This is a genomic window from Alpinimonas psychrophila, from assembly GCF_014137865.1.
Lineage (GTDB): Bacteria > Actinomycetota > Actinomycetes > Actinomycetales > Microbacteriaceae > Alpinimonas > Alpinimonas psychrophila.
The window spans coordinates 74369-98903 of the sequence record NZ_JACGWU010000004.1 but is presented as its reverse complement, the minus strand read 5'-3'; the positions used below and the strand labels follow the sequence as shown (position 1 = coordinate 98903).

General features: G+C 60.0%; 24 protein-coding genes and 3 pseudogenes. 17 read left to right on the top strand and 10 right to left on the bottom strand.

The features are described 5' to 3' along the window. Positions 1-28: 28 nt before the first annotated feature. Positions 29-1414, bottom strand: coding sequence for a glycine--tRNA ligase (locus FB555_RS07460; protein WP_182484850.1), 1386 nt, complete (start codon positions 1412-1414; stop codon positions 29-31). A 244-nt stretch (positions 1415-1658) separates the two neighbouring features. On the opposite strand from FB555_RS07460, the gene FB555_RS11100 reads away from it, so the two are divergent. Both FB555_RS11100 and FB555_RS07450 read left to right on the top strand, forming a co-directional pair. Then, complete coding sequence (locus FB555_RS11100; RefSeq protein ID WP_182484849.1) at positions 1659-2960, top strand: alpha/beta hydrolase-fold protein; 1302 nt, start codon at positions 1659-1661, stop codon at positions 2958-2960. 71 nt (positions 2961-3031) lie between these two features. Next, entirely contained in the window at positions 3032-5482 is a 2451-nt protein-coding gene (locus tag FB555_RS07450) for a bifunctional lysylphosphatidylglycerol flippase/synthetase MprF (RefSeq protein ID WP_182484848.1), read from the top strand. 8 nt (positions 5483-5490) lie between these two features. On the opposite strand, the gene FB555_RS07445 is transcribed toward FB555_RS07450, so the two are convergent. Then, positions 5491-7554, bottom strand: a complete 2064-nt coding sequence (locus FB555_RS07445) for a M13 family metallopeptidase (protein WP_182484847.1) — start codon at positions 7552-7554, stop codon at positions 5491-5493. 74 nt (positions 7555-7628) lie between these two features. Here FB555_RS07445 and FB555_RS07440 point away from each other — a divergent pair, with 74 nt between their 5' ends. From FB555_RS07440 to FB555_RS10970, 4 genes are all read left to right on the top strand, one after another. Continuing rightward, positions 7629-8468, top strand: coding sequence for an SDR family oxidoreductase (locus FB555_RS07440; RefSeq protein WP_182484846.1), 840 nt, complete (start codon positions 7629-7631; stop codon positions 8466-8468). Then, positions 8465-9103 carry an HAD hydrolase-like protein gene (locus FB555_RS07435; RefSeq protein WP_182484845.1) on the top strand — a complete coding sequence of 213 codons (639 nt, stop codon included), beginning with the start codon at positions 8465-8467 and terminating at the stop codon, positions 9101-9103. The genes FB555_RS07440 and FB555_RS07435 overlap by 4 nt, the downstream gene beginning before the upstream one ends. 119 nt (positions 9104-9222) lie before the next feature. After that, on the top strand, positions 9223-9483 hold the full coding sequence (locus FB555_RS07430) for a ribbon-helix-helix protein, CopG family (RefSeq protein ID WP_182484844.1): 261 nt from the start codon (positions 9223-9225) through the stop codon (positions 9481-9483). A gap of 29 nt (positions 9484-9512) precedes the next feature. Further along, positions 9513-9719 (top strand): hypothetical protein, encoded by a 207-nt coding sequence (locus FB555_RS10970; RefSeq protein WP_343046426.1) that lies wholly within the window; start codon positions 9513-9515, stop codon positions 9717-9719. Between the two features lie 112 nt (positions 9720-9831). Here the strand turns inward: FB555_RS10970 and FB555_RS10965 are convergent, their stop codons facing one another. Next, on the bottom strand, positions 9832-9981 hold the full coding sequence (locus FB555_RS10965; RefSeq protein ID WP_182484843.1) for a DUF4839 domain-containing protein: 150 nt from the start codon (positions 9979-9981) through the stop codon (positions 9832-9834). Between the two features lie 71 nt (positions 9982-10052). On the opposite strand from FB555_RS10965, the pseudogene FB555_RS07415 reads away from it, so the two are divergent. From FB555_RS07415 to FB555_RS07400, 4 genes and pseudogenes are all read left to right on the top strand, one after another. Continuing rightward, positions 10053-10205 (top strand): annotated as a pseudogene (locus tag FB555_RS07415) (endonuclease NucS); the annotation flags it as partial. Positions 10206-10245: 40 nt separating this feature from the next. Beyond that, the gene (locus FB555_RS07410; protein ID WP_182484842.1) at positions 10246-10914 is read left to right on the top strand and encodes a homing endonuclease associated repeat-containing protein; all 669 of its coding nucleotides are present in this window, start codon (positions 10246-10248) and stop codon (positions 10912-10914) included. Positions 10915-11302: 388 nt separating this feature from the next. After that, a complete protein-coding gene (locus FB555_RS07405; RefSeq protein WP_182484841.1) occupies positions 11303-11884 on the top strand; it encodes a DUF1643 domain-containing protein in 582 nt (193 codons plus the stop codon). Positions 11885-11947: 63 nt separating this feature from the next. Next, a pseudogene (locus tag FB555_RS07400) lies at positions 11948-12100 on the top strand (endonuclease NucS); the annotation flags it as partial. A gap of 18 nt (positions 12101-12118) precedes the next feature. Here FB555_RS07400 and FB555_RS07395 read toward each other — a convergent pair. Beyond that, positions 12119-12460 carry an RCC1 domain-containing protein gene (locus FB555_RS07395; RefSeq protein ID WP_182484840.1) on the bottom strand — a complete coding sequence of 114 codons (342 nt, stop codon included), beginning with the start codon at positions 12458-12460 and terminating at the stop codon, positions 12119-12121. A gap of 25 nt (positions 12461-12485) precedes the next feature. Here FB555_RS07395 and FB555_RS07390 point away from each other — a divergent pair. From FB555_RS07390 to FB555_RS07370, 5 genes and pseudogenes are all read left to right on the top strand, one after another. Then, a pseudogene (locus tag FB555_RS07390) lies at positions 12486-12620 on the top strand (IS481 family transposase); the annotation flags it as partial. A 203-nt stretch (positions 12621-12823) separates the two neighbouring features. Further along, complete coding sequence (locus FB555_RS07385) at positions 12824-14239, top strand: hypothetical protein (protein WP_182484839.1); 1416 nt, start codon at positions 12824-12826, stop codon at positions 14237-14239. After that, positions 14226-15176, top strand: a complete 951-nt coding sequence (locus tag FB555_RS07380; protein WP_246323655.1) for a DNA adenine methylase — start codon at positions 14226-14228, stop codon at positions 15174-15176. The genes FB555_RS07385 and FB555_RS07380 overlap by 14 nt, the downstream gene beginning before the upstream one ends. A gap of 93 nt (positions 15177-15269) precedes the next feature. Further along, entirely contained in the window at positions 15270-15965 is a 696-nt protein-coding gene (gene nucS, locus FB555_RS07375) for an endonuclease NucS (RefSeq protein WP_182484837.1), read from the top strand. Positions 15966-15977: 12 nt separating this feature from the next. Further along, positions 15978-16649 (top strand): HAD hydrolase-like protein, encoded by a 672-nt coding sequence (locus FB555_RS07370; RefSeq protein WP_182484836.1) that lies wholly within the window; start codon positions 15978-15980, stop codon positions 16647-16649. Here FB555_RS07370 and FB555_RS07365 read toward each other — a convergent pair. The 5 genes from FB555_RS07365 to FB555_RS07345 all read right to left on the bottom strand — a co-directional run bounded on the left by FB555_RS07365 (position 16646) and on the right by FB555_RS07345 (position 20951). After that, on the bottom strand, positions 16646-17200 hold the full coding sequence (locus FB555_RS07365; RefSeq protein ID WP_182484835.1) for an OsmC family protein: 555 nt from the start codon (positions 17198-17200) through the stop codon (positions 16646-16648). The two genes, FB555_RS07370 and FB555_RS07365, sit on opposite strands and share 4 nt — an antisense overlap. A 109-nt stretch (positions 17201-17309) precedes the next feature. Beyond that, on the bottom strand, positions 17310-18296 hold the full coding sequence (locus tag FB555_RS07360) for a DMT family transporter (protein WP_182484834.1): 987 nt from the start codon (positions 18294-18296) through the stop codon (positions 17310-17312). 59 nt (positions 18297-18355) lie between these two features. Beyond that, complete coding sequence (locus tag FB555_RS07355) at positions 18356-18766, bottom strand: hypothetical protein (protein WP_182484833.1); 411 nt, start codon at positions 18764-18766, stop codon at positions 18356-18358. 153 nt (positions 18767-18919) lie between these two features. Continuing rightward, on the bottom strand, positions 18920-20107 hold the full coding sequence (locus FB555_RS07350) for an SLC13 family permease (RefSeq protein ID WP_246323648.1): 1188 nt from the start codon (positions 20105-20107) through the stop codon (positions 18920-18922). Between the two features lie 52 nt (positions 20108-20159). Then, positions 20160-20951: an SGNH/GDSL hydrolase family protein gene (locus FB555_RS07345; RefSeq protein WP_182484832.1), complete on the bottom strand. Its 792-nt coding sequence runs from the start codon at positions 20949-20951 to the stop codon at positions 20160-20162. Between the two features lie 142 nt (positions 20952-21093). Here FB555_RS07345 and lplAB point away from each other — a divergent pair, with 142 nt between their 5' ends. Together lplAB and FB555_RS07335 are read left to right on the top strand one after the other, a co-directional pair. Then, on the top strand, positions 21094-22143 hold the full coding sequence (lplAB, locus tag FB555_RS07340) for a lipoate-protein ligase LplAB (protein ID WP_182484831.1): 1050 nt from the start codon (positions 21094-21096) through the stop codon (positions 22141-22143). A gap of 199 nt (positions 22144-22342) precedes the next feature. Next, on the top strand, positions 22343-23686 hold the full coding sequence (locus FB555_RS07335; protein ID WP_182484830.1) for an MFS transporter: 1344 nt from the start codon (positions 22343-22345) through the stop codon (positions 23684-23686). A gap of 75 nt (positions 23687-23761) precedes the next feature. On the opposite strand, the gene FB555_RS07330 is transcribed toward FB555_RS07335, so the two are convergent. Continuing rightward, on the bottom strand, positions 23762-24529 hold the full coding sequence (locus FB555_RS07330) for an enoyl-CoA hydratase/isomerase family protein (RefSeq protein ID WP_182484829.1): 768 nt from the start codon (positions 24527-24529) through the stop codon (positions 23762-23764). Positions 24530-24535: the final 6 nt, after the last annotated feature.

Here is a 24535-nt window from a genome sequence, read left to right as displayed (position 1 = left end):
TCAGGGCATCCAATGAACGCCCGCGAACTTAGGCGCCTTTCAGCGCCAAAGCGAGGTAGGCGTGCAGGTCAGCGATAGGCACGCGCTGCTGCAACATCGTGTCGCGATCGCGAACCGTGACTGCCTTATCATCGAGGCTGTCGAAATCGACCGTGACACAGAACGGTGTTCCTATTTCGTCTTGACGGCGGTAGCGACGGCCAATGGCACCAGCGTCGTCGAAGTCGATGTTCCAGGACTCCCGAAGTTCCGCCGCGAGCTCGCGGGCTATGGGCGACAGTTGCTCGTTGCGCGACAGCGGAAGGATCGCTGCTTTCACCGGAGCCAGGCGAGGATCGAGCTTGAGCACGGTGCGCTTGTCCGTTCCACCCTTGGCATTAGGAACTTCTTCTTCCACGTACGCGTCGACGAGGAACGCCATCAGCGATCGTGTGAGTCCGGCGGCCGGCTCAATAACGTAGGGGAACCATCGCTCGTTCTTCGTCTGATCGAAGTATGAAAGGTCTTTGCCGCTGGCCTCGGAGTGTGTCTTGAGGTCGAAGTCGGTACGGTTGGCAATGCCCTCAAGCTCACCGAACTCGCCACCGACGAACCCGAAGCGATACTCGATGTCTACGGTGCGCTTGGAGTAGTGCGAGAGCTTTTCGGCCGCGTGCTCAAAGAGGCGCAGGTTGTCGGCGTCGATGCCGAGACCGACGTACCACGCCAGGCGCTGGTCGATCCAGTACTGGTGCCAATCTTCATCGGTGCCGGGCTCGACGAAGAATTCCATCTCCATCTGCTCGAACTCGCGTGTGCGAAAGATGAAGTTTCCCGGCGTGATCTCGTTGCGGAAGCTCTTACCGATCTGGCCAATACCGAACGGAGGCTTCATGCGGGAGGCCTGAAGCACGTTGGCGAAGTTCACGAAAATACCTTGAGCCGTTTCGGGGCGGAGGTAGTGCATGCCCGACTCATCATCGACGGGGCCCAGGTTGGTCTTCAAGAGACCGGAGAATGCTTTGGGCTCGGTCCAGGCACCACGGGTTCCACAGTTGGGGCAGGGCAAGCCAGCCATTCCGCCCTCGGGCGCACGACCCTTTCGTTCCTCGAATTCCTCGAGCAGGTGGTCCTCACGAAAACGCTTGTGGCAGCTGGTGCACTCAATCAGGGGATCACTAAAAACCTCGACGTGACCGGATGCTTCCCAGACCTTGCGAGGCAAAATGACGGAAGAGTCCAGACCCACGACGTCGTCGCGGCGCTGAACCATGAAGTTCCACCACTGCTTCTTAATGTTCTCTTTGAGGGCAACACCCAGGGGTCCGTAGTCCCACGCCGAACGCGATCCGCCATAGATTTCACCGGCTTGAAAGACAAAACCGCGGTGTTGCGCGAGGGCAATAACAGAATCAAGACGCGAGGTCGGGGCCACAGGATGCTCCTAGTGTGTGGGGCAATAAATAAGGTAAAGATGCGCGTCAACCTTGGTTAACGTGCCAGTTGTCAATCCTACCGGCGGGGTCCCAGTGCCCCACATTCGCATCCATAGAGTCCTGCCAGTAAACTTTCAGGAAACTCCCATACCGACCTGCTGAACTCAGGGTTCTACGAGTGGCTTTTTTCCCTGAGATCCGTAACCACTTTTCACCAATGTCAACAGGCCAGTGGAGGCCCTCGTGCTCGATCTCAACATCTCTTTTGGTGCGTTCCCCGTGGCGGTGTACGTCGTGAGCCTGGTCATCATGGGGTTGCTCATCCTGCACTCTCTTCTTCGCGGGCGCCGGGACGTTGTCTGGCTGATGATCGCGGCTGTCGCCGGTCTCTTCGCCGCGTGGCTAACACTCTGGATTACGGTTGACACGCTCAATACCTTCGGTGGCCCGCTCGACCCCGGAGCCTACGGCTGGATTTATGCGGGCTTCGCCGGTCTTTGCGTGGCTCTTCGCGCGCTCCTTAGTTTTAGAGGCTGGGGCAAGATCATTCCCGCTCTCGGAGCCGTGCTTTTTCTGGTTTCCGCGACCCTGGGGGTTAATGCGGCATATGGGCTGACGCCGACGCTGGCTTCCTTTTTGCATATTTCGACGAGCAAGATTGTGGTGCTCCCGGCAGTGACGGTATCGAGTGCGGCGCCACAAACATCCCCGCTCTATGTCACCTGGAATCCCCCCGCCGACATGCCGCGCCGTGGTCTGACGGGCATCATTGCCGGCGGGATCCCCAACGAGGTTTCGCATTTCCCCGCTCGACCGGCCCAGATTTATCTTCCGCCGGCCGCTCTTGTGGCAAACCCTCCCAAACTCCCGGTGGTCGTGTTAATGATGGGGGAACCCGGCGATCCCGATCCGACCATCATTGCTCGCACGCTAGAAACTTTCGCCGCTAAAAATAAGGGGCTCGCTCCGATTGTGGTCGTCGTCGATCAACTCTCAAAACCCACGTTTGATCCTCTATGCCTCGACGGCCCGCGCGGTAACGTCGACACCTACGTCGCCCGGGATGTTGTCCCCTGGATTTCGGCGAACCTGAACGTTTCACTGGACCGCAAAGACTGGACTTTTGCGGGATTCTCCAACGGTGGCGGTTGCGCCGCGTACTTTGGGGCAAAATATCCTGAAACATGGGGCAATATATTGGATGTCTCCGGCATCGAATTTGCCGGTCTAACAGAGGAAAGGGCCGTTTTGAAAGAAGAGTTCGGCGGCGATCAAAAAGCCTACGACGCGATCAAACCCATCAACATCATGGCGGGGCAAACCTACGCCGATACCGTGGCCATCTTCACGACCGGCGAACTTGACTCACATTATGGACCGGGTCAGGAGGCAGTATCCAAGGCCGCCGCCGCCGCGGGGATGACCGTCACGTTTAAGCGACTGCCCGGGGTGACCCACAACAACACGTCGCTCATCCTGGGGTTGCCGGTGGGTTTCGATGTACTGTTTCCCCGCTTTGGGCTTTCGGCTCCGGTGACAAAATGAAATTCATAAGCCGCGCTTCGGTAGTGCTCCGCACTTACCCGGTCACCGTATCCGTCACGATTTTATTGATCATGACAGCCATCGTTACCGGAAACCTCACCCAGGGTGCTGCGCACCTGTCGTCGCTCGACTTGGGGGCAGGGATTACGTCGACCCTCCAGGACCAGCGCTGGTGGACCATTTTGACGGATCTTTTTGTGGCTCACGACCTCACCCAATTCATCATCGACCTGATCGCGTCGATTGTGCTGCTCGGTGTCGCCGAACGGCTCTTGAAACCTTTACGAACAGCGCTCGCTTTTCTGATTACCGGGCTCTTGGGAGTCGGCCTCGGGATCACGCTGCAGGTTCTCGGCACCGCCGCTGGCGAGTGGTGGGCGACCGGGACGCGCACCCTAGAGACGCTCGATCCGTTGACCCCCGTCGTGGGGGTTCTGCTCACGGCGACGGCGTACATGTCAACACTGTGGCGGCGGCGGGTTCGTGTCGTCGCCATCGCCGCCTTGCTGGTCTTTGTTTTGTACAGTGGTGCTCCCTCCGACATCTATCGGCTAATTGCGGCCGGCATCGGAATCCCGCTGGGCTGGCTCCTAGCTCGCGGCAAGACACGTCGCAGTCTGGAACATTCCCCGCGGCTCGTTCGTCGCCGTCTCCTGGCCACGATGACAGCCGTCACTGCGGTGGGACCGGTCATTGCTTTGACCCAACCCAGCGGGCTTGCCCCATTCTCGCTCGTGTCGGGAATTATTTCGGGCAATGTCGTGAGCGCCTCCACGGTCTTGGAACAGTGTGGACAGCTGGTTCACTCCGCCTGCACCAAGAGCCTTCTCCTTGCGAGCGGACATGGCACGGGAGGCGTCGCGATGGCGTTTGTGCCAATTGCCGTGTTGCTGGTCGCGGCTTGGGGACTCGGCAGGGGGAGGCGATTTGGTCTTTCGCTGGCGATTGTCGTCAACGTTGCCCTCGCAATCCTTTCCTTCATAGCCTTTAACATTTTGTCCCTATTTTCAGACCTCCCCGAACCGGGTTGGTCCACACTAAGCGTGGTTGAACTCGTCGGAAGCACGCTCCTCGCCGTTGCGCTTCCCCTAGCGGTGGCCGTTGTGCTGTTTCTCAATAGAAGCTACTTCCCGATTCGTAGTTCGGGGCACCAGATTCGGCGCTTTGCTGTCGTCATTTCTCTGAGCTTCGCTGTTCTCTTTACCGTCACACTCGTCACGCTCGTCATCGGGGCGGCCTCGACCAACCGCGGCGAGTCCTCGTGGGCACTGATCTGGACCAGCCTGAAACCGTTCGTTCCTCTCCACCTCTTTGGCTGGGTTCACGTTGCCCACCAACCGGCTTTCGCCATTGGCCTGTTGATCTTCCACTGGGCCGGACCGCTCTTCTGGGTCATCTTCGTCATCGGTTGCATCTACGTGTTGGCGAACGCCAAGTCCGAGACGCTCGTGCGTGATCAGCGTCGGGTGCGCGAGATTCTGAAAACCGGTGGCGGCTCGCTGGGCTTCATGGCCACCTGGCCGGGCAATAACTATTGGTTCAGCCCTGACGGGAAAGTTGCCATTGCCTACCGGGTCATCAACGGAGTCGCCCTGACGGTCTCTGATCCGATAGGTGCAGCGGGCAACGACTTGCAGCGCATCCACGAATTTTCGTCATTTTGTGATCGTCATCACTGGACCCCAGTTTTCTACAGTGTTCACGAACATCTTCTGCCGGCTTTCGAAACACTCGGCTGGCAAAAAGTGGCCGTCGGCGAGGAAACGCTCATCGACCTCGCGTCCTTAGATATTGCCAGTAAGGCGTGGCAGAAAGTGCGTCACGCTCTCAACCGCGCCGCCCGCGAAAATGTCACCACGTCGTGGACGCGTTGGCCCGATTTGACCCCCGACCAGGTCTCTCAGATTCGGGGGATTTCTGAGGGCTGGGTCTCGGCACGCGATATTCCCGAGATGGGCTTTACGCTTGGCACCGCAGCAGAACTTGAGGATCCGGATGTGCGTCTCATGCTGGCCATCGACGGTGACGGTCGCATCCATGGCATCACGAGTTGGCTTCCCAATTACCGGGATGGCGTTGTTATTGGCTGGACCCTGGACTTCATGCGCCGCGGTGAAAATAGCGTCAACGGCGTCATGGAATTTCTCATCGGTTCGGCCGCGCTCCATATGAAGGAGGCCGGCAACGCCGTGATGAGTTTGTCGGGGGTGCCTCTGGCACGCAAGCCACAATCGCCCAAGAGCTCCGACGTCGGCGAGGGGGAGATTCCTCCGTCGGCAACACCGGCATCGACAACTCTGACGCGGCTGCTGGACTTCTTGGCTCAGCGCCTAGAACCCGCCTACGGATTCTCCTCGCTCATGTTCTTTAAGGCCAAGTTCAACCCTCACTATGAGACGCTGTACATGGCCTACCCCGACCCGGTGGCCCTGCCGGCGATTGCCATCGCCGTTGGCCGCGCGTACCTGCCCGATGTCTCGGCCCGCAAGGCGCTGTCCATGTTGCGCAACCTCGCGGGTTAGGCGACTCGCTACCAGATGGTGACACGCTTGGCGGGCTCCAACCAGGCGGCATCTTTTTCGGTCACGGCAAAGGCATCGTAGAACGCGTCGATGTTGCGCACGATCTGGTTGCAGCGGAACTCGTTGGGCGAGTGAGGGTCGATTGCCAGGAGGCGAATTACCTCTTCGTCGCGGCCCTTTTGCTGCCAAGACTGCGCCCAGCTCAGGAAGAATCGCTGCGCGCCAGTGAGTCCGTCGATGACGGGCGACTCAGCGCCCTTCAAAGAAATCTTGTACGCCCGCCACGCGATGGCGAGGCCGCCGAGGTCACCGATGTTCTCACCGATGGTGAGTTCACCGTTGACGAAGTGACCCGGAACCTGCTTGGGAGCGAGCGCGTTGAACTGCTCAACGAGAGAGGCGGTGCGTTTCTCGAACGCCTCGCGGTCCTCTGCCGTCCACCAGTCGGTGAGCTTGCCGTCGCCGTCAAAGCGTGAGCCCTGATCGTCGAAGCCGTGACCGATTTCGTGGCCAATAACGGCGCCGATGGAACCATAGTTGGCGGCGTCATCCCACGCAGGGTCAAAGAACGGAGGCTGGAGTATGGCTGCTGGAAAGACAATCTCGTTGAAGCCCGGGTTGTAATACGCGTTGACGGTCTGCGGGGTCATGAACCACTCGTCGCGGTCAATGGGCTTGCCGATTTTGCCAAACTCCCGAGCCGACTCGAACTCGGCGATGCGCCGCACGTTCCCCATGAGGTCCGTGGCACTAATCACGAGTGCCGAGTAGTCACGCCACTTGACGGGGTAGCCCACCTTGGGGGTGAACTTGTCGAGCTTCTCCAGAGCCCGGCCGCGCGTTTCTTTGCTCATCCATTCGAGGTTGGTGATGGATTCGCGGTAGGCCTCAATGAGGTTGTCGACCAAGACATCCATGTCGGCTTTGGCGGCCTCGGGAAAGTGACGGCTGACATAAATTTTTCCTACGGATTCGCCCATGGCACCCTCAACGAGGGAGACACCGCGCTTCCACCGGGCGCGCTGCTCGGGGGTTCCGGTGAGGGTGCGGCCGTAGAAGTCGAAGTTCTCAGTGACGAACGCGCCGGGCAGGAAGGCGGCGGCCGAGTGGATGATGTTCCAGGCCAACCAGTCTTTCCATGATTCGAGGTGGGCGGGTGTTAGCAGCGAACCGAGGCCCGAAAGAAAGCTAGGTTCGCGAACAACGACGGTGTCGAGGGCTCCCGCGGGAGCCTCCATGGCGGTCGCCCAAATGTCGAAGTCGGCAACGTGATCGCTGACATTCAGGCCGGAAGCGGCGTCATCTTCCAGGGCAGCGCGAGCACCCTCGGCCACAAGCTCGTGCACCGAGGCCCACGCGAGCGGGTTGTAGGTGGCGACACTGTCGCGCGTGCGCACGTTGTCCCAATGGATTGCGGCGAGCGAAGTCTCGAGCTCGAACACACGGCCGGCCCGAGCCGCGGCATCATCGAGACCCTCCGTGGTGGGGAGTTCTTCGGCGGTGAGTTCGAACATCCGTTGAATGTGATTGACGTAGGCCTCGCGCGCGGAGGCAAACTTCTCGTCGCGGTAATAGCTCTCGTCGGGGAGGCCCAGGCCACCCTGTTCGGCGAACACAAGGTAGCGCTCTGGGTTGCCGGGGTCGTTATCGACAAACAGGTCAAGGAAGCCGCCCACGCCGTGGCGTTCGAGGCGCGCAACGGTGTCAAGAAGCGAGGAGATGGTCGTCACGTTTCCGGCGAAGGCGAGCTGGCTCTCGATGGGGGCTACGCCCAAGGTGTCGATGAGGTCGGTGTCCATGAAGGAGGCATACAAATCGCCCACGGTGCGCTGCTCGGAACCGGGCTCGGCTTCCTGGCCTTCGATGATGATGTCGCGAACAGCCTCTTCGGCGTGCTCGGCCAAAATGTGGAACGAACCGTACCGAGCCTTGTCGGCGGGAATCGGGGTGCGCATCTCCCACTTGCCATTGACGTGACGGTACAAATCGTCTTGCGGGTGCACGGTGGCATCCAGTTCATTGATGTCGATTCCGGATGTTGCGCTCACGGCGCCACGTGCACTCTCACTCATGCCTCCAGCCTAGAAGATGTCCGCTGAGAGCGAGCACTACGAGGGCCCGCCTCGCACTCGTTTAAGCTGAAGGCATGTCTTCCTTCCCCCCGGCCTCACAGGCTGCATCGCAGATTTCAGCCCTGACGGATCTCACCGGCAAAACGGCGCTCGTGACGGGAGCTGGGAGTGCGACGGGTATCGGCTTTGCGAGTGCCCGTCTCTTGGGCGAAATGGGTGCCAGGGTTATCGTCACCGGAACGACTGCGCGCATTCACGATCGGGTCACTGAGCTCGAGGCTTTGGGCATCGACACCGTTGGCCTTGTCGTGCGGCTAGACACCGCGGACGGTGCTGACGCCCTTTCGAAGGGGCTGGCGGATGTGGCGGCCGGCGTTTGGGACGTGCCGAGCATCCTGGTCAATAATGCCGGCATGGTCACCGTGGATGATGCCGAAATCGCGCAGGGTGGCATCGAGATGTCGACCTCCGATTGGGAAAAAGCGCTCGCCATCAACCTGACCACGGCCTTTCACGCAACGCGTGCCGTTATTGCGTTTATGCGGACCGCCCGCTGGGGCCGGATCATCAACATCACGAGTGTGACGGGGCCGGTCATGGGCGCCCGCGGGGACATCGGTTATGCCGCTGCAAAAGCCGGCATGGTCGGCATGACCCGCGCACTCGCGGTAGACGAAGCGCCGCTTGGCATTACCGTCAATGCGGTGGCCCCCGGCTGGATCGAAACGGGATCGCAGCTTCCCTCCGAGGCGATTGAAGGAACCCTGGTTCCCGCCGGAAGAAGCGGTACCGCCGTCGAAATTGCCTCGGCCGTCGCGTGGCTCGCCAGTCCCGGCGCCTCCTACATCACGGGCCAGGTCATCGTCGTTGACGGTGGCAACAGCGTGGGCGAAGAACGGACGCAACGCTCATGACACCCTGGACTCCGATACTTTTTGACATGGATGGCACTCTCGTCGACTCGGCTCCCGCCATCTCTGCGCGCCTGCGCGAGACCCTCGAACACTTTGGGGTCACCCCGCCCAATGAGGCCGGCATTCGCCTGTTGATTGGCCCGCCGACCGGATCCTCGTTGCTCACCTTCGTTGGTCCCGAGCGCATCTCCGAGGCCAACGCTTTCTATAAGGCGCTCTCCAAGCGTGACGGCCTCATTCACCAGGAGCTCTTTCCCGAGGTCGATCGTCTGCTCGCCACCCTCGTCGAAGCCGGTATTCCGCTCGGGGTCTCCACCAGTAAACCTCAACGCGAAGCCGTGCACACGGCCGAGCACTTTGGCATCGCCCAGTACTTCACCGCCCTTGTGGGCAGTAGCTCGAAACGTCCCACCAAGTCGGACGTCGTGGGCGAAACGTTGGCACAGTTGCAGGCCATCGCGCACTCTCCGACGCCGTTGATGATCGGCGACCGCAGCTTCGACATCGAGGGGGCCGCCGAGCACAACGTGCCCACGGTTCTCGTGCGCTGGGGCTATGCCGCGCCCGGCGAAGAACTCGCTGCGCTGGCCGGAGTCGACACGATCGATGAACTTCTCGCGTTTGTGCTGGGCTAAATAGATGCGCCTGGTCGTGCATTCCGATGGTGGCTCGTACGAGCCGTTGAACTGGATGAGCCGCGCTTAGGTGTGTATTTCACCTAGCGAAACTTTCTCTTTCGTATTACGATGAAGTTATGAAGCGCATCATCCAAGGCCGTGAGGTCGGCGAATCGCAGGTCGACCAGTGGGTTGCCCAGGCTGAGACGGGTTACGACGTCGACCAGCTCCGTGCCCGCTGGGGTCGCACTCCACGTGGCACCGCGCCTGCACAGGTCATTCCGGTGCGCCTGACGACCGACGAACTCGCCGCAGTCATGGCTCGGGCGGAACGAGAAGGGCTGAATCGTTCCGAGGCAATTCGCGCGGCGATAGACGCGTGGACCCACGTCGCGTGATCGTTCGCCCGTCTGCTCGGAAGCACGGCGTGAGCGACGAAGATACCCTTGCCACGGCAGGTAACCCTTCGGTTTCCGGACCTCTCGACGATGAGAACCCCCAGCGTCAACTGCGGATTGGGTTCGATACGCAGGCGCGACTGCTCGAAACTGTAGTGCTCGTCTGGGACGACGGTACTGAAGAGGTAATTCACGCGATGAAGTGTCGTCCGCGGTACCTGGGCCTGCTTGACTAATCAACGAACGTCGTTGGCCTGCCGTACAAGAATTCCCCTTCATGACCGCGGGCAGCATTACCCACGAGCACCTGGAGCACGACACGGCTCGTCTGACGTGCCTTTTACGCGTCTACCGGACCGCGGTCGATACGGGGTCCAGCAGGAGCAAGCACGAGCTGGCTTCGTAGTTGAGGACCTCGGCGGTGACGTTCAAATTCGTTCCCACACCGATTGTGTCTGGCGTGGTTCCGACGAAGCGAAGATCGCTCGTCGTGTTCACGTCCCGGAGCCCAGCTAGGGTTGAGCCCGCCCCCTGCGCTTAGGGTTGAGCCGACCCCGTACTCTGGTTAAGTGAGACTTGTTATCGCCCGTTGCTCGGTGGACTACGCGGGGCACCTCAGTGCGCACCTCCCGCTGGCAACCCGGTTGCTGCTCCTCAAGCAAGACGGGAGCCTGCTCGTTCACTCCGATGGTGGTTCGTACAAGCCGCTGAACTGGATGAGCCGTGCTTAGGTGTGTATTTCCCGTCGGGCAGACTTGACCTATGAGTGAATCGTCATCGAAAGGCATGCGGGTTCGTCTTTCGGCGCGCTACGCCACCGATGACGACGTCGCCCACGACCTTCTCCGCGTGGCCGAAGAACTGGGGCACGGGTCGCTCACTCGCGAAGAGTACGAGCGCTTCGGGCAGTACCACCCGACGACCATTCACCGACGGCTCGGCGGTTGGACTGAGGCAATTGGACGCGCCGGGCTGAAGAGTGGTCGCCCTGACCTCGGACACGATGACACCGAGTGGATGACGAACATCTTCGAGGTATGGACGACTCTCGGTAGACAGCCTTCCTACGGCGACATGAGAGGTACCCGCCATACTCCCGAGGGCTATGCGAAGCGCTTCGGGTCTTGGGGGAAGGCACTCCTCAAGTTTCAAGGGTGGGCGGACTCCGCTGATGACGCCGTCGTTGTTCCCCCGACCACCGAAGTCGTAAAGGGCCACACCACCGGGAGAAGCCCTAGCCTCCGTTTGCGGTGGGAGGTTCTCCAACGGGATGGGTTCACCTGTGTCAGTTGCGGGCGTTCACCTGCCACCGAAGTCGGGGTAGTGCTCCACATTGACCATGAAGTCCCCTACAGCAAGGGCGGGGAAACTCTCCCAGAGAACCTTCGAGTGCTCTGCGACCGCTGTAATCTCGGCAAGTCGGATCGATAGGCCTGCCGACGCACGGCACCATAGCCCCACTGCCGCGGAAGACTGCGACTCGGCATAGCTAGGCGCTCCGTGGACTGCGCGCGGAGGCTCACCGCCCACATTCCTCCCGCACTTTGGCTTCTGCAGCTCAAGGCCGACGGCAGCGTTCTCGTGCGCTCATACTCCCCGAGCTGGAAACCCTAACGTCGCCTTTTGTATGGCGTAGCTCGTAAGTCGAGCGCCTCCCCGACCGTGATGTTGTCGATGTGGGTCCGCAAGAGGTGGCCGCCGCATCTGAGGGCAGGCGCGAAGGGGCGCTGAGGACTGTCCGACCCCATCACTACGCTCGATCAGTGTCAGGCATGTTCGGTACGCTCGGAACCAGGACAAACTCGCGTAGGGAGCTTGAATGGAGTGGCTCTACGAGCGCACTGAGGACAACAGCGCACGCTTTGCGCTAGGCGCCGTCGGCGAAAGGCCACTGGTCTGCATCGGTCTCAACCCGAGCACTGCAACTCCCACCCGATTGGACGCCACGCTAACGCGGGTCCAAGCTGTTGCCGCATTCCACGGGTATGACAGTTTCCTGATGCTCAACGTGTACCCGCTCAGGAGTACGGACCCTGCGGGGCTCCCAGTGGAACTCGACTCAGAGCTAGTTGAGGCCAATGCACGCCAGATCAGGAAGGTCCTAAACGACTGCGACCCTGACGTGTGGGCTGCGTGGGGAGCCCTGATCACGAAGCGCCTGTCCCTCGTGCCGACCTTGATTGAGTTGCTCGAGCTGCCGGAGCTGACGAACGCCAGGTGGTTCTCACATGGCCCAATCAGCAAGGACGGCCACCCGCACCACCCTCTGTACGTCAAGGACGCTGACCCGTTAATGCCGTTCGACATCGAGCCGTATCGCGACAAGTTACGGCGGCTGCTACCCGTCGAGCGTCCCCACACCGTTTTCCACACCCGAAGGACATCCCCACCGGCATCTTAATGCCGACGAAGGTTGAGCCCGCCCCCTACGCTCGGGGTTCACCCGACCCCGTACTCTGGGTAAGTGAGACTTGTCATCGCCCGCTGCTCGGTGGACTACGCCGGACGCCTTAGCGCCCACTTGCCTTTAGCAACAAGGCTTCTGTTGCTGAAAGCAGACGGTTCGGTCCTCGTCCATAGCGACTCCCTCAGCTATAAGCCTTTGAACTGGTTGAGCGGCGCTTAGGTGTGTATTTCATCTCGCGCCGTCTGAGTGCACCAACTGGCACGCTGCCGTAAGGAACGGAATCGGGCGCGGCGGCGGAACAGGCTTGCACACCGCGGCAAGATCGATGGAGCTTCCGCCTACTTCAACGTCGTTGAACACAGCAGAGAGGTGCGTATCACCGACCCCAATACTGAGGATGGAGAACCCAGGAACGTGCATCGTCCGAACACCGCCCGAGGCGTACATACCCCAGTGCACGGCTGACCCGTCTCGCCGAAGCGCAAAGCTGGACTCGCCGCCAGCGTCAATGGCGACCACATCGCGCAGACCGTCCGGGACGTCGGTCTGCGCGATGGTAGAAAGAGTCATGCGGTCATGATTACACGGCCGGATATTGAAGAAACCGGGCTGGATCCCCGACGGTGGCGGATGGCGCGCTCATGGCAGGTCCGAATCGGTCTGGGGTCGTGGGATCGGGTTCGATTGCGTCCGCGTCGTTATCGACGACCACAGCCGCCTCGCCTATGCCGGGCAGTTCGACTGGGGACGCGAATTTCTCGGCTGTCAATCCGCTTGACCTTCAGATAGCCAGGACTCGGCTATCTGAAGAAAGGGCGTGTAGCTTCCCGGTGAATGCGTTTTGTCCGCCACACTGTCTCTATGCGCCGTCAATCGATTCCCGTATCCAAACTCGAATTGGATTCGGGGAACCCGCGCCTTGAGGGCGAAGGCATGACTGAAGACGATCTTGTCTACGCGCTGTTGGAAGCAGACCGCGGCGAAATCGAGATGATCAACCTCATCGACGACATTACGAACAATGGGTTGAGCCCCATCGATCTAGTAATGGTGTTCGAGGAGGAAGACAAGTTCGTCGTCCTCGAAGGCAACCGGCGCATAGCCGCGGTCAAACTCATAGCCCGCCAGATCGCCGCACCCGAGGACTTCCCAGCTCTTGCCAAGACGCTTTCGGCCGTGAAGCCGTCGAGCGCGCCCAAGGCCATAGCCTGCACCATTGCACCGAGCCGTGAAGCAGGTCGACACTGGATCGAACGCAAGCACGCCGGTCCTGCCGGGGGCGCGGGCACAAAGCAATGGGGGCCGGAACAGAAGTCTCGTTTCTCAGGCGGCACGACGGGCCAGACTGCGATCGCCATAGCCATCACCTCCTTTCTTTTGGAACGCCACCCCGACAGCCCCGAACTCATAGCGGCCGTCAACAAGGCCCGGAAGAAGTCCACGAATCTTGGTCGAATCCTTCAGTTTCTGCCATTTCAAGCTGAGTTCGGGATACGTGTTCGCGGAGGGAAAGTGGAGTCTGCGAATCAGATAGAGGAGGACCTCGCATTTTGGATCGCGGTTCTCAACGCTCTTGGTGACCTGACCGTATCGACCATCCACACGCGCGACCAGAGAACGGCGTTCGTGCAGCGGGCGGCGAGCTTTCGAACGCCGGCCGAAGACGAATCACCGACCGCTGCGCCGGAGACCACGGAGCCCGATAGCGCCTCCACCGAGAGTGGCACCGCGGCAGAAACCCAGCCCCCAGCCCCAACGCCCGAAGGTCTAACTGGAGACGAGACGTCTGACCCGACTGCCGAATCAGGGTCTCAAGAGACCACCGTCAGCACTGAGAACGACCCAGCACCTGCACAAGAACGGCCTACCCCGGCCGGAGTCACTACTACACTTGCACAGCCAAAGCCCAAACACACCTTGTTTTCCGGGCTGTCGCTGCATCACGTCAGCACGCGGGTTCAGGCGCTGCTTTGGGAGGCACAAAAACTCGAGCTGAGTAAAGCGCTGAACACCGGCGCGATTCTCATAAGAGTCGTGGTGGAGTTGGCGACAGACGACGCCGTCGCGGCTGGCGTTGTGCCAGGTACAACCATCGACGCACGGCTCGGCGCCAAGATCGAGAAAGCGCTCGCGGCGCTCACAGCCTCTGGCGTTCACAAGACCGTGACGGGTCCCGTAAACCGGTTCGTCTCAGGCCCCGATTTTCGATCGCTGCACGACTACGTTCACAGCACGTCCGCATTCCCCACAAGCGCTGAGGCCGTTTCCAACCTGTCGGCTACTTTCGTAAGCTACCTCCGGGAACTAGACGGCATGATCAAGAACGCGGGGCGTGATGGAAACGCCTAGCCCGCTGCGGTACCCGGGCGGAAAGACCGCTCTCACACCCTTTTTGGCGGAGCTGATCAGCGCGCAATCAATGCCGAGGCTCACCGCCTACGCCGAACCATACGCAGGAGGCGCCGGCGCTGCGCTGTCGCTGCTCCGGCGTGGAGTGGTCGAGCAGATCTTCATCAACGACCTGGACCCGCGTGTCGCGACATTCTGGAGTCACGCCGTTGCCTCAACCGCGGACTTGATCGCAAAAACCTTGTCCACGCCCGTCTCGATCGACACCTGGCACGCGCAACGAGCCATCTACCTCGATCCATCCGCCGAGGGCTCCCTCGACCTCGCTTACGCGGTCCTTTTCCTCAACCGTACGAATCGTTCTGGAATCCTCAACGCTCGACCGATCGGTGGACTGAATCAGGACGGAAATTGGAAGATCGACGCACGATTCTCGGTGCCGCGCATCGTCGAGAAGCTCGTCGAAGTCGGTCGCCTCGCCGATCGCATCTCCGTCTCACAATTGGAGGCGCTGGACTTCTTAGCGGGGCTGGATCGCGAAAGCACTTTCACCTATCTCGACCCGCCCTATATCAAGCATGGCCCTGGACTTTACATGAACAGCCTCAAATGGGCCGATCACATGGAGCTGGCGAAGTACCTTCGCGACGGCCCCCGATCGTGGTTGCTGAGCTACGACCACGACCCGCGGGTGCCAGAAGTTCTCTACCGCGGACTCCGCTGTGCGGAGTTTGCGATCAAGCACACCGCCTCATCTCAACAACGAGTTGGAGACGAGTACGCCCTGTTCTCCCCCGGCTTGCGCGTCAAGTCTCTTTCCAAGTTGGGTTCGCGCGGCGGCGAATGGGTTCGGTCACGTTCGCGCCTCGAGGAATTCTTGGATCTCGAACGTCTCGTCTCTCATCAGCGTGAGGTTACGCAGCAACTACCGGCTTAGTCATTCCGCGACCGCCCCTACGTTGAAGGTTGCGGCAACCCGTTTCGCACACGCCCTATCCAGTCGGCAGAGCTCACCCTGTAGCGTGGTCCCGTGCGTTTAGTTATAGCCCAGTGCTCCGTGGACTACGCCGGCCGCCTCAGTGCGCACCTCCCGCTGGCGACGCGCCTGCTGGTGCTCAAGCAAGACGGCAGTCTGCTCATTCATTCCGATGGGGGCTCCTACAAGCCTTTGAACTGGATGAGTCCGCCCTGCCTTCTCACCGTGCACGAGCCCGAAGAAGAGCAAGCCGAGTTTGGGGTGACGCAAGTTTGGCGCGTCACGCACTCGAAGACGGCCGACATGCTGGTGGTGAGCATCCATGAAATATTCAGCGAGGTTATTCATGAGTTGGGCGAAGAACCCGGCCTGATCAAGAACGGTGTCGAAGCTGACCTGCAGAAGTTATTGGCCGAGCAAATCGAGCTTCTCGGCGAGGGGTTCACGCTCGTGCGGCGCGAGCACATGACGGCGATTGGGCCGGTAGATATCTTGGCCCGGGATGCCAAGGGTGCCGCCGTGGCCATCGAGATAAAGCGCCGGGGTGATATCGACGGGGTGGAACAACTCACGCGATATCTCACGCTCATGAACCGCGACCCGCACCTCGCGCCTGTCGCCGGCGTCTTTGCCGCCCAAGAAATCAAGCCCCAGGCCCGAACCCTCGCAGAAGACCGCGGTATTACATGTTTGGTACTCGATTATGAAGCAATGCGCGGGATGGATGACGCGCACCTGAGATTGTTCTAGGCTTACTCAGTTATGACTACAACGCTCACACGCAATTGGACCAGCGTGCTGTTCGATCTCGATGGCACCATTCTTGATTCTGCCCCCGGAATTGTTCAGTCCCTCGTCGACACCTTCGCGTACCTCGGTTTGCCAGTTCCTCCGCACGACGAACTGATGCACTACGTGGGGCCGCCTCTTCTGGACTCATTTCGCAATCGCGCCGGTCTCAGCGAAGAAGCAGCTCAAAACGCCCTCCGGGTCTATCGCCAGGACTTTCGCAAAGATGGCGCCTTTGACTCGGCGGTTTTTCCCGGAATTGTCGGCCTTTTAGAGTCCCTGGCCGAAGCCGACGTGCCGATGGCGATTGTCACCAGCAAGCCCGAAGCACAGGCGTCCCGCATTCTCGATCACTTCGACTTGCGCCATTTTTTCACGGTTGTTGCTGGGGCCACGGAAGACGAGACCCGCGCCACGAAAACCGCCATTGTCGGTCATGCCCTCGCTGAGCTCGCCGCCTTGGGCCATGACACTTCGCTCACCGTTATGGTCGGGGACCGCATCTACGATGTGGAGGGCGCTGCTGCCTTTGATGTTCCCTCGATCATTGTGGAGTGGGGCTACGGCTCCCCTGCCGAAGCCAAGGGTGCCATGGCCACCGTTTACTCCACGGATCGCCTGCGCGGGTTGTTGCTCGGCGGTTAGTTAGCGACGAGCTCCACAGCAACAGGCGTTGCATTGGAGAACAGATCAAGTACGGGGCAGTGGGCATCAACGAAGGCGTGCAGTTCGTCGTAACGTGCTTGTGTTTCGGGTCCGGTCACGTGAATAACGAGACGGATGGCAGAGAAGCCCGGGCGCACGGTCTCATCTATGCCGAAGAGACCCTGAACATCAAGGTCACCCTCTGCCTTGGCGTCAATCGTATCAATCGTGATGCCGAGGTTCTGAGCGAATAAGCGGTACACCACAATCTGGCAGGCAATAAGAGCGCCGAGAGCAACCTCGACCGGGCTAGCCGCGATGTCATCGCCGGCAAGCCCGGCAGGCTCGTCGATAAAGAACTCGTGCTTGCCAGCGGTGATGCGCGTGGCAACAGAGCCTTCGCCGTAGCCCTTGACCAGGTATGTCAGCTTGGCGTTGTTAACACCCGTGGCGATGTGGCCGCCCCAGAACGTTCCGGCTTCCGTGAGCCGCGTCGCGCGGTCCTCGTCAGTAATAGTCGGGACAATGCTGGTCTCGAGTGTTGCGCTCATGCTGACTCCTTGAAAAAGTAGGGGCCCGACTTTCTCGGGTGTCTCTACGTTAGGCAGGCGCCAAACTAAAAGCGAAACTGTTTGTCACACGACGTAACAGAGAAAAGTTTTACGTGGTGGGTGGCGCTTTGTGGCCGCCTGCGTGTCGCCGCGGGATGGTGGCAATCACGGCGGCGGCGAGTGTTAATCCAGTCCCCACGATGGTGGCGACGGCGAGATGATGCGCCGAAGGAAAAATAACGTCTAACGTCAAGGCGGTTATGAGTTGCCCCGCGACGGAGCCTAAGCTCAGCAACAAAACTCCGATGATTCTCACAACAAGAGCCGTCGTCGCGATGAAGATAACACCGGCCGCGCCGCCGAGGTAAAGCCACAGATCGCTCGGAAGGACCGCAGGAAATGCCGTGGCCGGCCCTACAGAGACCGAGTGAATGGCGACCGCCACGATCAGAACCCCGGTTCCGACTAAGAAGTTCAAAAATGTTGCCGCCCATGGTGTCTGTGCCACCATCGCAAGGCGGCCGTTCGCCGCTTGTTGCCAGGCAACAAGCACCCCGAAGAATGCCGGTAACACGAGAGGGAAGTAAGAGATCACCGTGGTTGGTTGGCCCACAAGAGCGATGATGACCGCACTAATCGCCAGAAGGGCACCGGCCACTCGAGGAATTGTCAGGGGTCGATGACCGGCAGGACCGATACCCCACATGTCCAAGAGCAACCCGCCAACCGTGAGCCCAGCGATGAAAGCAACCGTAAAAAGAGCCACACCCGTGATTCCAATGACGAGGCCCTGCGAAAGCACATAGCCCGCGCCAATGCCACCAGCCAGGGTGAAAGCCCAAGGGAACGAGCCATCTTTGATGTGCGCTTTCACGAGGCGAAGACCTTCCCGGCTTCGCCTCGACGCCAGCATGACCACGCACAAAATCAAGAGCCCGCTCCCGAAGGAAATTGTGGCGGCCACGAATCCGTTATCGATGCGCGTCGCCAATTCACTATTAACGCGCGCCTGAACCGTCATAAGAGAGCCCGCCAGCGCAGCAAAAATCAGCGCAAGCCAAACGGGGAGAGGCGAGGTGTGGCGTTGAGGTGACATCGGTTACAACACTAATGGCCCCATCCCTCTCAGGATGAGGCCAGCACCGCTTGGTGAAATTAGTTGACGGTTACCGTGAAGTTGTAGACCTTACCGGTCGCGGAGTCGGTCAGAGCAACCTTCGTCATGCCAGATGCAACGCCGGTAATCCCGGGGTTGAAGGTGGCTGATCCATTTTTGCCACCCGCGGTGAACGTTGCGATTTTGGTGTCGGCAATCTTTGCCGTGAAGGTAGCGGGGTCCAGGTTGCCCGTCGTGATGTCAATCATCTGACCCTGGTTGACGGTGACATCCGTGCCCTCGAGTGTGGCGACATCAACGACGATGGGGCCAACGAGCTGGCTCGTGCTGGAGTTATCCACGTCGGAATCTTTGTTGGCGTCGGTACCGGACGAACATGCTGCAAGGCCGAAGATTGCGGCGGCAGAAATGGCCGTGATGGTCGTGATTTTGATGAATGTGCTGTTCATGTGCGTGTGGCTCCTTGGGTTACGGGCCTCAAGGCAATGAAGACCTTCGAGGCGTTCAAACACTGGAGAAGAGTTCCCCTTGAACGAAACTAGTACGCCGGCAGCCCAAGTGGGGTGCTTTTTGCTGAGTGTTTACTGAACGTTATCTGAACGTTATTGGGCAACGGCCAACAATGCGAGTGTCCCAAGGGGGATCGTCACGGCCACCACAACGAGGCCGGCGAGCGCGAATTTACCCCATGACACCCTCACTCCGAGCGCACTAACTTTTTGATACCAGAGCAGGGTTGCCAGGGAAGCCCATGGGGTAATGAGCGGTCCGAGGTTGACGCCAATTAACAGGGCTGCGAGCCGAACGGAAGACGTACCAACAGGCTCCAAGACCAGATACGCCGGCAGATTGTTGATGCCATTGGCGACCAAAGTGCCCAGCGCCGACAGCTGGAGAAGACTGAAGAAGTCTGTTCCGGAGCCGGCAACGGTGCCCACAATGGCGGCTAATCCATTGACCTGGGCAGCATCCACGAGCACAAAAAGGCCGAACGCAATTGCCACCGGGCGCCACGGCACAAGCCACAGACCCGCAAGCCCAGAGACGGAAGCTGGTTGCCGAACTGCAAAAACTATGACTAGCACAATGGCGGCGACTGTCGCTGGCATCCAGACCGGCAGGCCGGACACGAGAAAGGGCAACAGCACAATGAGAACGGCGGCGCTAACGAGAAGAAGGTGCCTGTCATTGACGGGGGATCGCGGTGGAACGACATAGGCACCCCGAAGGGAGCGACGAAACATTACGCTCAACACAGCCACGGGAACAAGGATCCCGACGAGTGCCGGGGCCCAGACGAGCGCCGCGAAGCCGACAGGCCCATCCATTGCCATCTTCGTTTCAGCGAGGAGGTTCGTGAGATTTGAGACCGGTAACAGTAGGGAAGCCGTGTTTGCAAGCCAGATTGTGGCGAGGGCAAAGGGCATCGGAGGCATGCCGACGTGAATTGCGAGCAGCACCACAACGGGGGTGACGAGGACCGCGGTTGTGTCCAGCGACAAGAAGATGGTACTTACGGTGGCCAACCCCAATACGAACAGCCACAGGATCCAGCGTTTCGCGAAGCCCCACTGAGCGAGCCGTTCAACGAGTGCTGCGAAGACCCCGGCGGCCGCCGCGAGTTCGGTGACGACCGTTATTGCCACAACGAATCCGAGGACAGGAATAACCCGGTCTTTCAACGTCACGAATTCGTTCCACGGCAGGATTCCTGTGGCGACCACAATGACGGATGCCACCAGCAGCGTAACGGCCGCGATCAGTCCGCGGTAGGACGTGCCGGGAATCAAGGGCGAAGAAGTCAAGGGGGATATGGCCCGAGTCTAGAGTGCGCGCGAGCTTTTACAGGTTGAGGCCACTCGCCTCAAGAGCTGCGTCGAAGGCCTGAGCCAACGCAGCTTGGCCCGCAACGTTGGGGTGAACGCCATCCGCTTGCATCAGGTTTGGTATGCCCGAGAGGGGCTGCCCGATATCGAGGTAGGCACCGCTGGCTCTGGCCGAGGCTAGCTTGACCGAAGCATCCATTTCGCTCAATTGGCCAGGAAAATCGGTGTCGCCCCAGATGGCATCCACCGTCAGAATGATTGTTTGAGGAAGCACGAGGTGAATCCGTTCGATGAGGGCTGTCGTTGCATTGGCTAAAACAGCCTGGCTCACCCCAAGATCGTTGCTACTGCCACTCAAAATGATGACATCCGGATGCAGGCTAAGCGCCACAATTGTTTGATCAGAGAAGGTATCGCCGTCGTCTCCGACCGTCACAAATCCCGATCCGTCGCTGGCAAGGTTGGTGAGTTTCCATCCGTGAGACTCAGCAACAATGGCGAGCCACGATTCATCGTCATTAAGCCCACTACCCGCCATGATCGAGTCCCCGATGGCCACCACGTTCAGCGCCGAGCTGCTGGCCGGATCCACGATAGGAGCGGGGTCATCCAACGGAGTGAGATCAACTGTGGCGGAAGGGTTGACCGTAGCTGCAGGTGATGCGGCAACCTGGGCCGCCTCGAATGTCGAATTCGTGCCCGCAAGATGCCCGTCAGCCCACGCGGCGACGCCCGCTGCTAAAACGACGAGGGCAAACACAGAAACGCCGCCGAGAATGGCGCGCTTGCGGGTGCGACGAGTAGGCATGCCTCCACGATAAGACCATGAGCTATGAGTAAGCCTTGAGCCGGCCGTGAACGGGACTCCCGCCGGGCGTAGGCTGGAGCACGCGGCGTTGCGGTTCGCGTTCTCGAACCTCTTGCCGAAACTCCCCTAAGGAGCATCCCCCATGCACGGTGAATATAAGGTTCCCGGCGGCAAACTCGTGGTTGTCGATCTCGACACGACCGATGGCCGCATTACAGACTTCCGCCTTGCCGGAGACTTCTTCTTGGAGCCCGACGAAGCCTTGCCGCTGATCAATGCCGCGGTCAACGGCTTGCCTGAGACAAGCGACGCGACCACCATCGCGGCCGCCGTTCGTGCCGCACTCCCCGAGGGCGCGACCCTGCTCGGGTTCACGCCGGAGGCGGTGGCCATTGCGGTCCGACGCTCCCTAGCCAAAGCAACGGCGTGGCGGGATTACGAGTGGGCGATCATCCATTCGAAGGCAGTCTCGCCCGTTATGCACATGGCGCTGGATGAGGTGCTGGCCAACGAGGTCGGCGCCGGTCGCCGCCAGCCCACCCTGCGCATTTGGGAATGGAATCAACCCGCCGTCGTTATTGGCAGCTTTCAGAGCCTCAAAAACGAGGTCGACCCCGAACAGGCTGCGGCCCACGGTTTTGAGGTCGTGCGCCGCGTCTCGGGTGGCGGCGCCATGTTCATGGAGGCCGGCTCGGTCGTCACCTATTCCATCTATGTTCCCGGTGATCTCGTGCAGGGCATGAGCTTTGCTGACTCCTACGCCTTCTTAGATGAGTGGGTCATCACTGCCCTGAAGTCCCTCGGTATCGACGCCACCTACATGCCGCTGAACGACATCACGAGCCCCACCGGCAAGATTGGCGGGGCCGCCCAAAAGCGTCTTGGCAACGGCGCCGTACTTCACCACGTCACCATGAGTTACGACATGGACGGCGAGAAGATGGTGCAGGTGCTGCGCATCGGCCGCGAAAAGATGAGCGACAAGGGCACCAAGAGTGCCGCCAAGCGTGTCGACCCTTTGCGCAGCCAGACCGGTCTCTCCCGTGCCGAAATTATCGAACGGATGAAGGCCACCTTCGCCGGCCTTTATGGAGCCGTACCCGGTGAGATCACCGAAGACGAGTACGCGCAGGCGGAGGTTTTGGTGACTGAGAAGTTCGGTACACAGGAGTGGCTCACCCGCGTTCCCTAGTTAGTACGGGCGAGCACCCCCGCTTCGCCTTGTATTGCACGACTCGACTCGGGCGTGTTGCGCGAGCGCCCCCTCGCGGCTAACATAAAGCGTTCCTATTAAGTGACCGACTGTTCGGTTACTTATACTGAGATAGGGAATTGTTCGCGCTTTTGTGCGCGCACGGAAGCAACCATATTGAAATACAAAGGAGTATTCCATGACAGCAACAATTGAAGCCGCCCCGCCGACGAGCGTCACCCGTCGCGAACAACGTCGAGTCTTGGTCGGCACCATGGTGGGGACAACCATCGAGTGGTACGACTTCTTTATTTATGCTCAAGCCGCTGGGCTTGTTCTGGCTGGGCTTTACTTCGCCCCCCTCGCAAGCAACAACGCTCCGTTGGCACAGCTCATTGCTTGGGCTTCTCTGGGTATTAGCTTCCTGTTCCGTCCACTCGGCGCTATCGTGGCCGGCCACCTCGGTGACCGAATCGGCCGCAAAGCAATGCTTGTTTTCACGCTCGTCGTCATGGGTGCCGCAACCGCACTGATTGGTTTGCTGCCGACCTTTGACCAAATCGGCGTCTTGGCACCAGTCCTGTTGATCGTGTTGCGAATCCTTCAGGGATTCTCTGCCGGTGGGGAATGGGGCGGTGCTGCATTGCTCAGCGTGGAGCACGCACCCACGAACAAACGGGGATTCTTCGGGGCCTACCCACAAATCGGCGTTCCCGCAGGACTCATCCTTGCTGCTGGCGTCATGCTGTTAGTGACCACCTCCATGAGCTCCGCAAGTTTCCTTGCCTGGGGCTGGCGAATTCCGTTCCTCGTCTCCGTGATCCTTATCATCGTCGGATTCATCATCCGTCGCTCGGTCGATGAAAGCCCCGTTTTCACTGAGATGCGAGCTCGCAAGAAGGAGTCTGCTGCTCCCCTGAAGCAGCTCTTCACGAAGCACTGGCGTCAGGTAGTACTGACCGCACTCATCTTCATTGCGAACAACGCTGCCGGTTACCTTTTGATTGCCTTCTTCTCCTCCTTCGCCACCAAGCCGGTTGCAGCCGGCGGCCTTGGCATGGAGCGCTCACCAGTCCTTCTGGCGAGTACAATTGCCGCCGTATTCTGGTTGGCCTCCACGATGGCTGGCGGAATCCTGTCAGACAAGATTGGTCGTATTCGCACGTTCCAGCTGGGCTACCTTTTGCTCTTCGTCTGGGCAATCCCCATGTTCCTGCTCATCGGGACCGGAAACATTGTCTTGTTTGCTCTCGCGCTCGTTATCTTGGCGAGCGCTTTAGGCTTCTCTTACGGGCCACAGGCTGCACTCTATGCAGAGATGTTCCCGGCCGAAGTCCGGTACTCCGGTGTATCGATTGGCTACGCCCTAGGAGCAATCCTTGGTGGCGCTTTCGCGCCGCTGATTGCCCAGTTGTTGCTTGATCAGACCGGATGGGCACCCTCCATTGGTCTGTACATCATGGGTCTCGCCGTCATCTCGTTCATTGCGGTCAGTCTTGTGAAAGAGACCAAGGGCATCCCGCTCGGAGTTTCGGAGCACTGACTCTGCGCCACAGAAAAGTCGGCACTAACCTGTGAGGGTTGGTGCCGACTTTTCGTATAGTACGTCGCGGTAAAACTAGCCAATAAAGACGGCGGGGCGCTTCTCCTGGAAAGCTGCGAAGCCCTCGAGATAGTCATCCGTAGCACACAGGGCAGCCTGAGCCACATTCTCATTCGCCATGCTCTGCCAGAGACCAAGGCGGTCGTCGCGCAGAGAATGCACCAACTCTTTGCTGGCCAAGAACGCTTGAGTGGCGCCTTGAGCGGCATGTGTGGCAGCCTTCATCGTGGCATTTTGCAGGTCATCGGCAGGGAAAACTTGGCTGAACAGTCCTGCCGTGACAGCCTCTACGCCCGTCATAAGACCCCCCGAGTAGATGAGGTCAAGCGTGCGGTGCGCCCCGAGCCGTTCCACGAAGAGGGCGTGGCCACCCGAGTCCAGCGTGGCGCCGAGGTTGGCAAAAGGGGAGCCGATTTTGGCGGTGTCGGCGACGTACACGACGTCGGTGGCAATCAACAGTCCGAGGCCAACTCCAAGACATGCGCCGTGGGCGGCCGCAAAGGTCGGTGCCGGAAAGGCACTCATCTTCTGCAGTAAAGGGGTGACGAGATCCCCGAGGTAGGCGAGCACATCATCCGTTGCTGGATTGACGGCAGAAATGTCACGCCCGGCACAGAACGCCCGGCCTTCACCACTCAAGATGAGAGCACGAACGCCGGCCGCCGCCGCGTCCTCGTAGGCCTTGCTCAACTCAGAAATGCCCGCTTCGTCGAGCGCGTTCATCTTGTGAGGAGCGTTGAGCACAACGCGAGCGATGTTGTCCTCAATGGTGAGATCAATCATGCGGGC

Excerpts from the sequence above, each read along its gene's own strand:
- FB555_RS07355 (WP_182484833.1), bottom strand. The coding sequence starts at position 18,766 with ATGAACAGCACATTCATCAAAATCACGACCATCACGGCCATTTCTGCC.
- FB555_RS07405 (WP_182484841.1), top strand. The coding sequence starts at position 11,303 with ATGGAGTGGCTCTACGAGCGCACTGAGGACAACAGCGCACGCTTTGCG.
- FB555_RS07445 (WP_182484847.1), bottom strand. The coding sequence starts at position 7,554 with ATGAGTGAGAGTGCACGTGGCGCCGTGAGCGCAACATCCGGAATCGAC.
- FB555_RS07335 (WP_182484830.1), top strand. The coding sequence starts at position 22,343 with ATGACAGCAACAATTGAAGCCGCCCCGCCGACGAGCGTCACCCGTCGC.
- FB555_RS07380 (WP_246323655.1), top strand. The coding sequence starts at position 14,226 with ATGGAAACGCCTAGCCCGCTGCGGTACCCGGGCGGAAAGACCGCTCTC.
- FB555_RS07385 (WP_182484839.1), top strand. The coding sequence starts at position 12,824 with ATGACTGAAGACGATCTTGTCTACGCGCTGTTGGAAGCAGACCGCGGC.
- lplAB (WP_182484831.1), top strand. The coding sequence starts at position 21,094 with ATGCACGGTGAATATAAGGTTCCCGGCGGCAAACTCGTGGTTGTCGAT.
- FB555_RS07450 (WP_182484848.1), top strand. The coding sequence starts at position 3,032 with ATGACAGCCATCGTTACCGGAAACCTCACCCAGGGTGCTGCGCACCTG.
- FB555_RS07360 (WP_182484834.1), bottom strand. The coding sequence starts at position 18,296 with ATGTCACCTCAACGCCACACCTCGCCTCTCCCCGTTTGGCTTGCGCTG.
- FB555_RS07395 (WP_182484840.1), bottom strand. The coding sequence starts at position 12,460 with ATGACTCTTTCTACCATCGCGCAGACCGACGTCCCGGACGGTCTGCGC.
- FB555_RS07410 (WP_182484842.1), top strand. The coding sequence starts at position 10,246 with ATGAGTGAATCGTCATCGAAAGGCATGCGGGTTCGTCTTTCGGCGCGC.
- FB555_RS07370 (WP_182484836.1), top strand. The coding sequence starts at position 15,978 with ATGACTACAACGCTCACACGCAATTGGACCAGCGTGCTGTTCGATCTC.
- FB555_RS07365 (WP_182484835.1), bottom strand. The coding sequence starts at position 17,200 with ATGAGCGCAACACTCGAGACCAGCATTGTCCCGACTATTACTGACGAG.
- FB555_RS07430 (WP_182484844.1), top strand. The coding sequence starts at position 9,223 with ATGAAGCGCATCATCCAAGGCCGTGAGGTCGGCGAATCGCAGGTCGAC.
- FB555_RS07435 (WP_182484845.1), top strand. The coding sequence starts at position 8,465 with ATGACACCCTGGACTCCGATACTTTTTGACATGGATGGCACTCTCGTC.
- FB555_RS07440 (WP_182484846.1), top strand. The coding sequence starts at position 7,629 with ATGTCTTCCTTCCCCCCGGCCTCACAGGCTGCATCGCAGATTTCAGCC.
- FB555_RS07330 (WP_182484829.1), bottom strand. The coding sequence starts at position 24,529 with ATGATTGATCTCACCATTGAGGACAACATCGCTCGCGTTGTGCTCAAC.
- FB555_RS07345 (WP_182484832.1), bottom strand. The coding sequence starts at position 20,951 with ATGCCTACTCGTCGCACCCGCAAGCGCGCCATTCTCGGCGGCGTTTCT.